The organism is Marivita sp. S2033 (assembly GCF_046592965.1).
Taxonomy (GTDB): Bacteria; Pseudomonadota; Alphaproteobacteria; order Rhodobacterales; family Rhodobacteraceae; genus Marivita.
The window spans coordinates 478,883-490,012 of the sequence record NZ_JBISBV010000002.1; the positions used below are offsets into that span (position 1 = coordinate 478,883).

Annotated in this window: 10 protein-coding genes; 7 read left to right on the forward strand and 3 right to left on the reverse strand. The window is 62.4% G+C overall.

Going from position 1 to position 11,130, the window contains the following annotated elements; all coding sequences use genetic code 11:
- Nucleotides 1-207 precede the first annotated feature (207 nt).
- Nucleotides 208-1,683, forward strand: a complete 1,476-nt coding sequence (locus ACGKZZ_RS06540; RefSeq protein WP_411222678.1) for a catalase — start codon at nucleotides 208-210, stop codon at nucleotides 1,681-1,683.
- Nucleotides 1,684-1,768: 85 nt separating this feature from the next.
- Here the strand turns inward: ACGKZZ_RS06540 and ACGKZZ_RS06545 are convergent, their stop codons facing one another.
- From ACGKZZ_RS06545 to ACGKZZ_RS06555, 3 genes are read right to left on the reverse strand one after another with little or no spacing between them, the layout of a single operon-like run.
- The gene (locus ACGKZZ_RS06545) at nucleotides 1,769-4,891 is read right to left on the reverse strand and encodes an efflux RND transporter permease subunit (RefSeq protein ID WP_411222679.1); all 3,123 of its coding nucleotides are present in this window, start codon (nucleotides 4,889-4,891) and stop codon (nucleotides 1,769-1,771) included.
- Entirely contained in the window at nucleotides 4,888-6,186 is a 1,299-nt protein-coding gene (locus ACGKZZ_RS06550) for an efflux RND transporter periplasmic adaptor subunit (protein ID WP_411222680.1), read from the reverse strand. Before ACGKZZ_RS06550 ends, ACGKZZ_RS06545 begins: the two co-directional genes overlap by 4 nt.
- Before the next feature lie 6 nt (nucleotides 6,187-6,192).
- A complete protein-coding gene (locus ACGKZZ_RS06555) occupies nucleotides 6,193-6,681 on the reverse strand; it encodes a cytochrome b (RefSeq protein WP_411222681.1) in 489 nt (162 codons plus the stop codon).
- 97 nt (nucleotides 6,682-6,778) lie between these two features.
- On the opposite strand from ACGKZZ_RS06555, the gene ACGKZZ_RS06560 reads away from it, so the two are divergent.
- The 6 genes from ACGKZZ_RS06560 (at nucleotide 6,779) to ACGKZZ_RS06585 (ending at nucleotide 11,105) form a co-directional block, all read left to right on the forward strand.
- A complete protein-coding gene (locus ACGKZZ_RS06560; RefSeq protein ID WP_411222682.1) occupies nucleotides 6,779-7,393 on the forward strand; it encodes a TetR/AcrR family transcriptional regulator in 615 nt (204 codons plus the stop codon).
- Nucleotides 7,386-7,781: a hypothetical protein gene (locus ACGKZZ_RS06565; RefSeq protein ID WP_411222683.1), complete on the forward strand. Its 396-nt coding sequence runs from the start codon at nucleotides 7,386-7,388 to the stop codon at nucleotides 7,779-7,781. The genes ACGKZZ_RS06560 and ACGKZZ_RS06565 overlap by 8 nt, the downstream gene beginning before the upstream one ends.
- Before the next feature lie 125 nt (nucleotides 7,782-7,906).
- Complete coding sequence (locus ACGKZZ_RS06570) at nucleotides 7,907-8,884, forward strand: SLAC1 anion channel family protein (protein WP_411222684.1); 978 nt, start codon at nucleotides 7,907-7,909, stop codon at nucleotides 8,882-8,884.
- A 29-nt stretch (nucleotides 8,885-8,913) separates the two neighbouring features.
- Nucleotides 8,914-9,354 (forward strand): hypothetical protein, encoded by a 441-nt coding sequence (locus ACGKZZ_RS06575; RefSeq protein ID WP_411222685.1) that lies wholly within the window; start codon nucleotides 8,914-8,916, stop codon nucleotides 9,352-9,354.
- A 67-nt stretch (nucleotides 9,355-9,421) separates the two neighbouring features.
- On the forward strand, nucleotides 9,422-10,735 hold the full coding sequence (locus ACGKZZ_RS06580; RefSeq protein ID WP_411222686.1) for an NAD(P)/FAD-dependent oxidoreductase: 1,314 nt from the start codon (nucleotides 9,422-9,424) through the stop codon (nucleotides 10,733-10,735).
- A 16-nt stretch (nucleotides 10,736-10,751) separates the two neighbouring features.
- Nucleotides 10,752-11,105: a DUF5368 domain-containing protein gene (locus tag ACGKZZ_RS06585; RefSeq protein WP_411222687.1), complete on the forward strand. Its 354-nt coding sequence runs from the start codon at nucleotides 10,752-10,754 to the stop codon at nucleotides 11,103-11,105.
- Nucleotides 11,106-11,130: the final 25 nt, after the last annotated feature.

Sequence of the window (11,130 nt, forward strand, 5' to 3'; positions counted from 1 at the left end):
GTGACAAAGTGGCATCTTCGGTCGCGGGTCAGCGGGATGGTCAAACCGCGAAATCGCGCTATACCTTTGATCGACGGCGCAGAAAATTTTCGTTAATCTGCGAGCGACGACTCTTGGATTGACGTCCGTTAATGCTTCACAACGCCGGATCAGGGATTCGGTGTCGTGACCGCACTGCAATCCACCAGACTTTAAGGAGATGTTTCCATGTCAGACAATGATCACTACAAAATCACGCCAACTGGTCATTCCACCACCGGATCGGGCGCACCGGCGCAAAGTGATCGCAATTCACTGACCATTGGCGCTGACGGGCCGATCGTTTTGCAGGATGTGCATTTTCTTGAGCAGATGGCGCATTTCAACCGTGAGAAGGTTCCAGAGCGTCAACCCCATGCCAAGGGTGCAGGCGCCTTCGGAACGTTCGAGACAACCGAGGACGTGTCGCGCTACACCAAGGCATCGCTGTTCCAGAAAGGGGCCAGCACCGACATGCTGGCACGCTTTTCGACAGTCGCCGGCGAGATGGGCAGCCCGGACACCTGGCGCGATGTGCGTGGGTTTTCGCTGAAGTTCTATACCGACGAAGGAAATTACGACCTCGTCGGAAACAACACTCCGATTTTCTTCGTGCGCGACCCGATGAAGTTTCCTCACTTCATCCGCAGCCAGAAGCGGCTTCCGGATTCCGGCCTGCGTGACAATCATATGCAGTGGGATTTCTGGACCAACAACCCGGAAAGCGCCCATCAGGTGACCTACCTCATGGGCGTGCGCGGCCTGCCGCGGACCTGGCGGCACATGAACGGCTACGGGTCGCATACCTACATGTGGGTGAACGCCGACGGCGAAAGGTTCTGGGTGAAATACCACTTCCACACCGAACAGGGCATGGAGTTTTTCACCAACGAGGAAGCTGCCGCCATGTCCGGGGCGGATGCCGATTTCCACCGCCGCGATTTGTTCGATGCGATCGGACGCGGCGAGCATCCAAGCTGGATCATGTCGGTCCAGGTCATGCCATATGAAGAGGGCAAGACCTATCGCTTGAATCCGTTCGACCTGACAAAGACATGGCCGCACGCCGATTATCCGCTGATCAGGGTCGGAAAAATGACCCTCAACCGGAACCCCGAAAACTTCTTTGCCCAGATCGAACAGGCGGCGTTTTCGCCGGGCAACACGGTTCCGGGCATTGGTCTGTCGCCGGACAAGATGTTGCAGGGCCGCGCGTTCGCCTATGCCGATGCACAGCGCAACCGGATCGGCGTCAACTTCCATCAACTGCCGGTGAACCAACCGAAGGTGCCGGTCAACACCTATATGTTCGACGGACAGATGGCCTATCACCACACCGGCAACGCGCCTGTCTACGTGCCCAACAGCGGTGATCGCCCGTGGGCTGACGAAGAGGGGCCGATGGACGATGGTTGGGAAGCCGATGGCGAGATGGTCCGCAGCGCATACAATCTGCGCCCTGACGATGACGATTTCAGCCAGCCGGGCACTCTGGTGCGCGACGTGTTCGATGACGAGGAGAGAGCAAAGCTGGTTGATCAGGTCGCAGCCAGCCTGTCCGGCGTGCGCGAGCCGGTGTTGGGCCGCGCCTTCGAATACTGGAAGAATATCGACGGCGATGTCGGCGCGCGGATCGAAGACAAGGTGCGCAGCGCGGACATGTGAGCGATGCACACCGTTTCGGCGTCAAGGCCGGACGATACGTGATTACATCAGGGGCCGGAGCGGAATACCACCGCTCCGGCCCCGTCTATTGTGCGTCGCGTGTCCTGGTGTTTTCGAGACCCTCCGCAGGCGCAGTCTTTCGACTTGGCCGTATGTCTTGCAGCACCGCATAGAACGCCGGCAGGACGACGAGGATCAAGACCGTTGCAGCCAGCAGGCCAAAGACAACCGAGATGACAAGCGGTTTCAGAGTCTGCGCTTGCGTCGAGCTTTCCAGCAGGAGCGGCGCCATGCCCATGATCGTGGTCGACACAGACACGAATATCGGGCGGAAGCGGGCGCGCACCGCTTGACCGGCCGCCTCCGATGCGGGCAAGCCTTCGGCGCGTCGGGTGTTGATGACGCCGACCAACAGGATCGCGTTATTGACCACGATCCCGGCCAGTGACGCCGCCCCCACGAGCGATGGCATCGAGATATTGTAGCCCATCAGTGCATGGCCCCAGATCACCCCGAGAAACGCCAGCGGGATGGTGATCATCACGATCAGCGGTTCGACGTAGCTGCGAAACTGGAAACTGAGAACGAGGTAAATCCCGATCAGCCCGATGACGAAGCCGCGCAGGATCGAAGCGACCGTCTCTGCCGAATTCGCGGCTTGCCCGCCAATGTCAAATCGAAGCCCCGGCGTGGTGAGGGCAAGCTCTTTCAGGAATCCGTCGGCCAGTCGCGCGGTGATGGCGTCGGCATTGCCGATCCGGCCGTCGACATCTGCCGCCACCGTGAGCGTGCGCTGGCCATTGCGGCGGCTGATGCTGCCCCAGCCGCGCGCGTCCTCGATCTGCGCGATGCTGGCCAGTGGCACGGTCCCGCCAGCGGGCAGGGCAATTTCCAACTCCGAAAGATCGGCGCGTGTGGCGCGGTCATCGTCCGCGAGCAGCACTTCCAGATCCCATGCCAGATCGCCGCGACGAATTTCAGTCAACTGGGTGCCAAGAAATGCTGCGCGCACCTGTCCTGCGACATCCGATGCGGTCAGTCCCAACGCCTCGGCACCGGGCGACAGGGACAGGTGCAATTCCGGCGCGCCGGGGCGCAAATCGACAATTGCGTTTCGCACGCCGGCATAGGTTTCAAGTTCGGCCAGTGTCGCGCGGCCCGCGGTTTCCAGTGTCGTGAGGTCGCGATGGCTCAGACGCAGTTCAACGGCGATCCCTTGCGGGCCGATGCCTGGTTCGGTGAGGATCAGCGACGTGACGCCGGGCAGGGGGCCGATCTCGGCGCGCCAGAGCGTGACAATATCGTCCAGAGTACTGCTGCGCGTTTCGGCGCCCAGCAAGTCGACTGCGACGGTGGCCACATGAGTTCCGGTTTCGTTTGCGGACAGGTTGCGGCCCAGACGGGTGATACGGCGCGTCACCAGCGGCGTCTCGTCCGGTTGCTGGGGCGTGAGTTCGGCATTGACCCGATCTAGCGCCGCCTCGACCTGCGCCACTGCCTCACTGGTGCGTGCCAACGGGGTTCCGGCGGGCAACAGCAATCGCGCCTCAAGAACATCGCCGTCGATTTCGGGCATCGCCTCGCGTTTGACGATCCCGCCACCCAGCGCTCCGACCGTGACGATCAGCGCGCCGATGGCGAGTCCGGCAACCAGCCAGCGCCAGCGGATCGCCGCATCCGCCAGACGTCCGACGCCGCGTTCCCGCACGATGTCGAAACCGTGGTCAAAGCGGGCGCGAAACCGCGATGGCGCCGTGTCCTTCAGCCCGCTCTTGAGGTGGTGCGGAAGGATCAGGAACGCCTCGATCAGCGACGCAGCCAGTGCCGCCAGCAAGACCACCGGCAACACTTCAAGCACCGCGCCAAGTTCTCCGGCAAGGAAGGCCAGCGGCAGGAATACGGCAAAGGTTGTCAGGAACGACGAAATCACACCCGGTGCCACAGCGCCAACACCGGCAACGACGTTTTCGATCGTCGCGCCCTTTGCGGAATGCACGGCGATCGAATCCGCGATCACGATGGAATCGTCCATCACGATCCCGATTGCCATCAGCAACGCCACCAGCGTCATCATGTTCAGGCTCAGCCCTGTCAGCCCCATCCAGACGAACGCGCCGGCAAAGGCGACCGGCAGGCCCATCGCGGCCCAAACGGCAAAGCCGGGCCGGAAGAACAGGCTCATCACGGCGACGACCAGAACCAGACCGATCACTCCGTTCTGCACCAGCATCAACAACCGCTCGCGGATGATCGACGTGACATCCTGCACCACCTCGATGCGGATCGCGTCAGGCAGGCGCACGGTTTCGGAGTCCACCAGCGCGGTCACGGCGTCCAGAACGCGCAAGGCGTCGGCATCCAGCCCCTTCGTGACGTCGATCAGGATCGCCGGAGTGCCATCGACGGTGGCACGGTCGAAAGTCGGCTCAAAGCGCTCCTCGATGACAGCCAGATCTCCGAGGGTCAGCGTCGCCCCGTTGGGCATTACAAGAACCGGAACCGTTGCCAATGCGGCTGCGGTGTCGTGGTCCGCGCTGAAGCGCAAGGTCCGGTCGGTTCCGGCACCTTCCAGCGTCCCGGCAGGAAGATCAATGTTCTGGCTGGCGATCGCGTTGGCAAGGGCGGCCGGCGTCAGGCCGTGACTGTCAAGCACGGCGCGTTGTGCGGTCACGCTGAGCGTGCGCGTGCCCAGTCCGCTGCGGTTGACGGTCGCCACACCGGGCAGCGCGGTCAACTCATCCGACAGCGCATCGGCGTAGACATCGAGTTCGTGCAAGGGAAGCAGGCCCGAAATGGCAACTGAGGTCACTGGATCAGAGCGGTGCAACTCGCGCACGATTGCCGGATCGGCGCGTTCGGGAAAGGTGTCGATGGCCGAAACCTCGGTGCGGAGCGAATTCACGAACCGCAACGGATCGTTGCCGGACGCCATCGTGGCAACCGCTTGCGCGCGCCCGGTCTGGGCCGTGCAAGTGAAGGTCTCGAGAGCTTCGACGCCCTGCACCCCGTCCCAAAGCGGCGCGCAGATCGCGCTCTCGACGTCCTCGGCGCTGGCGCCGCGATAGGTGACGGTGATCGCGGCTTCGGTGGCGCGGAAATCCGGGAATGTCTCGCGCAGGAGCCCCGGCGCGGCAAAGACACCGGCGGCGAGGATCAACAGGAGCAACAGGTTGCCCGCTGTCGGGTGACCAGTGAACCAGCGGATCATTCCGCGGCCTCGATCGGGTTCAGCAGCAAGCCCGGGATCGCCGGTGAAACATCGTCAAGAAGAACCCGATCCCCGGCGGCAAGACCGTCCGTCAGTATCACACGTTCGTTTTGCCGGAAGGCTGCTGTGACCGGGCGCAGAGCCAGTTTGTTGTCGCCATCGACGATACGCACCATGCCGGAATGATAGGCGGATTCCGGAATCGCGATGCCTTGGCTCAGCGGGGCGCCCGACAGCGTCAATTGCACTTGCATGTTCGGCACCAAGGGCAGGCGTCGGGGCGGGTCAGCCCCGGCATAAGGCTCATCGACCGTCACCACCACTGGCACCGTGCGTGCGCGGGCGTCCAGTGCGCCTTCGATCCGTGAAACCCGGGCGGGCCATTCCTGCGTCGGATCGGAGAGCGGGCTGAGAACGACATCGAGCGCGGTTGCCGGAATATCGCGCATCACCTCGGTCAGGGGTTTGTCGGACGGCAGATTGGCGATCAACCGGCGGAACGCGTCGAGCGGCAGATGCGCGACCACTTCTGCGGTGGCGATCCCGTCGCCGCGGATCACGACCTGTCCGGGGGAAACCGTCTGGTACAGCTCGGCCGTCACCTCGGTCACGCGCACATCGAACGGGATCGTCATGGTGGTACGAGACAATGAGCGTTGGGCGCTGTCGCGTGCGGCCGCGCTGCGCGCGGTTTGGGCGCTCAGTCGCGCCTCGCGGGATGGGACGAGGCTCAGCGTGTTTTCAAGTTCCGCGACCGTGCGGCGGGCAAGCAATGTGGCGCGCTCGGATTCGTCGGCCCGCGATTGCGGTACGGTGCCCTGTTCAGCAAGCGATCGCGTGCGCGTCAGATCGGCTTCTGCCAAGGCAAGGCGGTCTCGTTCCAGATCCAGAATGCGACTGGTGTTAGACTCCTCAGCCGACAATTGTGTTCGTTCGGCCTCGAGCGCTGCCAGATCGGCCTCGGCCTGCGCCAATGCCAGCTCGTAATCCGCAGGGTCGATGCGCAGAACTTCGGTTCCGGCCGTGATAAGGCGTCCGGGTTCGAGATCCGGGTGCCGCCAGATCACCTCGCCCTGCACCTCGGCGACCGCAACCCACCTGTCGGCGGCGCGCAGGTTGCCCCAAGCGGTGACCGTCGGGCGTATCTCTTCGGGCGTGACCGCCACGACCCGCACCGGCAGCGCCGGACGCTCGCCGTCCACCTGTGACGGGCCGGGCGCGGTCGATATCATCCAGACCGCCACGGCTATACCAAGCGCGACAGGGGGAACGGCGAGGAGGGGAGCGAGGCGCATAAGTGGTCAGCCCTGCACGCGGCGCATCCGCGCCATCGTGCCGTCGCGCAAGATAAACTGGTGATACAGTGCGCCGACCACGTGCAGTGCGATCAAGGCCAGCAGGATGATCTTCAAGATGTTATGGCCCTGTGCTGCCAGATCAACGCCGCCGAACCACGCGACTGCGCCGCTGAGGGGCATCAGGATCATCAGAGCGTACAATCCAAGATGGGTCAGCTTGGCGATCACGCCCTGGACCCTGCTGGATTCGATGGCGGCCGGAACACCGTGCCGCGACCGCAAGCCAAGCCGCCAGAGCGCCAGCAAGAACACCAGCGCGCCGCCGGCGACATGGGCCAGAACCAACAGGTCGAACCCGGCCTCGCCGCCTTCGGTCAGTCGTTGCCACGCATCCGACATGGCGTCCTTGAACAGATATTGCTGCGCGATGAGTGCAAAAACCACCCAGTGCAACACGATTTGCGTGCGGGAATATGATGTTGAAACAGCCATGGCAGGTGTCCTTCGCTCGGGTGCCGGAATGCTGTGGCAGGTATTGATTTGCGGTGAAGTATATGTTAGTGAGTTATAACTAACAAGGGAAAATCGTATGGCCGCTCGACAAAGCGCGGAAGACCGAAAGGCGCAAATCGTTGCCGAGATGTTGCGCCTTGCTGACGAGATCGGGCCGGATCGTCTGAGTACGACAGATGTGGCCCGTGCGGTCGGTCTGAGCCAGCCAGCGATATTCCGGCATTTTCCGACCAAGGGCGCGCTGTGGCTGGCCGTGGCCGAAGACATCGCCGCACGCCTGACAGAAAGATGGCAAGCCGCAGCGGCCGGAGCGTCGGCACCGCACGATACGCTTCGCGCCCTGATCGGGGCGCAACTCACGGCGATTGCCGAGACACCGGCGCTCCCGTCGATCCTGTTCTCGCGCGAGTTGCAGGTCGACAACCCGCCCTTGCGAGACGTGTTTCGTACCTTGCTCGGCACGTTCGAGGCGCATCTTGTCGCTGCGATTGCCGCTTTGCATGACGATGGCCGTTTGCGTCGCGAAGTGAAAGCGGCGGATGTGGCGATGTTGTTGACAGCCCTGATACAGGGCGTGGCAATCCGCTGGACGCTGGGCGCGCGGGGCTTTCCGCTGGTTGAGGAGGGGTTGCGGCTTTTCGACGTTCAGATGGCGCTGTTGACCCGCCAAGAGGAGACGAACAATGGCTAGTTCAGTGTCGATGTTGCGTATCGCCGGAGCGGTTGCCGTGCTGTTCGGTGCGCTGACGGTCATGTCGGGGGCGAGCACGCTGCTCGGTACGCTCGATATGGGGGCGGTCGTGCCGGTGGTGCTGTGGTTCAACACGGTCGCCGGGATCGCCTATATCGTGGCCGGATATGGGCTGTGGCAACGGCGTCACTGGGCCTATGCGCTGTCGTTTGCGATTTTCGCCGCGACAGCTCTGGTTTTCGCGATCTTCTGGTTCGAGGTCACCCGCGGAGGCGCGTTCGAGATGCGAACGGTGTTCGCGATGGCGCTGCGCAGCGCTGTCTGGGCGGCCATCACGCTTGTCGCTCGCAAGGGTTTGAAAAAATCCGGCAATCCAGTGTCACGTTGATCCAGGTCAATGCTGCGCCTGTATAGATGATAATTATATTCGATAATTGGAATTTGAATTCAACCCGTTGGACCTGCGCTTCTCTAAGACGCGTCCTTCATCACTGACGCAAGGAAAGGATCCCGATGTCGACCGAGGCAACACAGACGGCCAGCGCGTCACGCGTTGCGCATTTCCCGATCACCTTTTTTGCCATCGGCATGGGCATGATGGGCTTGACGCTGGCGCTGCGCGCCGCCGAGACGAGTTTTGCGCACGGTCATGCAGTGTCCCAGGCGGTGCTGGTCGTGTCCGTTCTGATGCTGCTGGCGGTGTCGGTGGGCTATATCCTCAAGGCGATGCGCCATCCCGAAGAGGTGGCCGCCGAATGGAACCATCCGGTGCGGATCGCTTTCTTTCCCGCCATTTCGATCTCGCTTCTCCTTCTGGCGACGGCCCTGCTCGAAACGGCGCCCTCGTTGGCGACACCTGTCTGGATGGTCGCGACCGCATTGCAGGGTGTGCTTGCACTGTCTGTTCTGTCTGCTTGGATCGGACACCGCCCGTTTCAATTCAGCTCCATGACACCGGCCTGGTTCATTCCGGCGGTGGGGAACGTGATCGTGCCGCTGGCCGGTGCGAGGCTGGGCTACGTCGAAATCTCGTGGCTGTTCTTTTCGGCCGGTCTGATCTTCTGGGTCATGCTGCTGACGCTGGTGATGAATAGGCTGATGTTTCACGACCCGTTGCCCGGCAAGATGCTCCCCACGATGATGATCCTGGTGGCACCGCCCGCCGTGGCCTTCACCGCTTGGACGCGCATGGTGGAAGAGCCGGGAGCGTTTGGCCATTTCCTGCTCAGCGTGGCCTATGTGTTTGCGTTGCTGGTCGCCACCCAAGCGCCGAAGTTTCGCCAATTGCCATTCGCGATGTCGTGGTGGGCGCTGTCGTTCCCGCTGGCCGCGTTGTCCATCGCCAGTTTCGGTTATGCCCATGCGTCCGGCTCCGAGCCGCATCTCTGGATCGGGGCTGGCTTGCTGGTCTTGCTGATTGCCGTCGTTGCCTTGCTGATCCTGCGGACCGCTCAGGCGATGCGCGCTGGCAAGGTCTGCGTTCCTGAATAAACATCCCACCGCATTGAAGGAGTTTCCAAATGCGTCTTCCCAAAATTCTAACGGCCTCTGCACTTGCTCTGGGTCTTGCCACCACGGCGCAGGCACAGGACGTCAACAAGCTGGTCACGATCCTGACCGCGCCAGAGCCGCAAACGCAGTTGATGGCGATGGTCCTGACGATGAACGCGATGGCAGCAGGTGCCGAAGCGGAATTGATGCTCTGCGGTCCGGCGGGGGATATCGCGTTGAAAGACGCTCCAGCCTCGGCCACCGACGGCCAGCCGCCGAAAGACGCCAGTCCGCAAGGCATGATGCAAACGATGATCGAGAAGAACGGCCTCAAGGTGCAGGTCTGCGCGATCTATCTGCCGGGGATGGGTGCTGACGCATCGGTTCTGGTGGAGGGCGTGACCGCCGCTGCACCGGATGCAATGGGCGCTGCCATCGTGGCCCCCGGCACATCCGTGATGAGCTTCTGAGCCAAACCAAAACGCCTTTGCGCCGCGCGGGCGCACAGGCTTCATCGAACACTGGGGAGGACATGATATGGACATGCAAAATCTGAAAGCCTCGCGGCGAGGGTTTCTTGGCCTGATGGCCGGCGGCATGGCCACGGCGGCATCGTTGCGGCCCGCTTCGGCGCAGGCGGTTGAGACCAACGCGCAGATTGTCATCATCGGGGCCGGTGCCGCCGGAACGTCGCTGGCGAACCGGCTTGTCCGTCGTCTCGACGGCGCGCGGATCACCATTCTCGATCCCAGCCCGATGCATTTCTATCAGCCCGGACTGTCGCTGGTTGCCGCTGGCCTGAAACCCGCATCCTATACGGAATCCGACACCACAGAGTGGTTGCCCAAGGACATCACGCTGATTTCTGAGGCTGCCGCCGCGATTGACCCGGTGGCCAAGACGGTCGCCACGACCGGCGGGCAGAGCGTGCCGTATGATTTCCTGGTCGTTGCCCCCGGTCTGGTGCTGGATCACGACGCGATCGAGGGGTTCTCGCTCGACATGGTGGGAAAGGACGGGATCGGCGCACTTTATGCCGGACCGCAATACGCCGCGCGCACATGGGAGGCCGCATCGGCCTTTGCCGAGACCGGCGGTGTGGGCCTGTTCACCCGCCCTGCGACCGAGATGAAATGCGCAGGTGCGCCGCTCAAGCACACATTTCTGATCGAGGATATCGCCACCCGCACTGCCGGGGCGGGCAAGCACGAAATGCATTACGCGGCCAACAACAACAGCTTGTTCGGTGTGCCCATCGTGTCGGAAAAGGTGCGGATGCTGTTTGATGAACGCGGGATCACGCCCCATTACAGCCATGTGCTCAAAGCCATCGATGCCGGACGCAAGATCGCGACGTTTACCACCCCTGACGGGGATGCGGAGTTGCAATACGATTACCTGCACGTCATCCCGCCACAACGCGCCCCCGAGGTCATTCGCCAATCGGGACTGAGCTGGGCCGACAAATGGACAGATCAGGGTTGGGTCGAGGTGGACATGAAAACCCTGCGCCACCTGCGCTATCCCGACGTCTTCGCGCTGGGCGACGTCGCCGGTGTGCCCAAGGGCAAGACCGCCGCGTCTGTGAAATGGCAGGTGCCGGTGGTCGAGGATCATTTGGTGGCTGCAATTCAGGGAGGCGAGGGGCGGCTGGCCTATGACGGCTACACCTCGTGCCCGCTCATCACCCGCGTCGGACGCGCGATGCTGGTGGAGTTCGATTATCACAACAATCTGGTGCCCTCGTTCCCCGGCGTCATCGCGCCACTCGAGGAGCTCTGGATCAGTTGGTTGATGAAAGAGGTGGCCCTGAAAGCAACCTACAACGCCATGCTGCGCGGCAAGGCCTGAAACGAGGAGACCGGTTATGGAACAACTGACATTCGAAACGATGATCGCGGTGTTCGAGGAGATCTTCGGACAGGCGCTGTTCTGGATCATGGTCGCGGCGGCGCTGATCGTGACACTTGCCTATCTCTACGTCCTGATCCGCGACAGAGAGATGTCGATGCGCAAATTCCTGCTGGCGCAGCTGTCGATGCCCGTCGGCGCGGTGGCGGCGATATTCTTCGTGCTGGCGGTGACAGATTCGCATCTGCGTGACATTGGCGGACCCATCGACGTAGTGATGATGCTGGGTGTGGCGGCCCTGGGCGCGGTCGGTATCGCGATACTGGTTTACACCCTGCAATCGCTGTTCCGAAAAACGCCCGAAGCCTGACATCGACCAAGGGCCGGTGGTATCA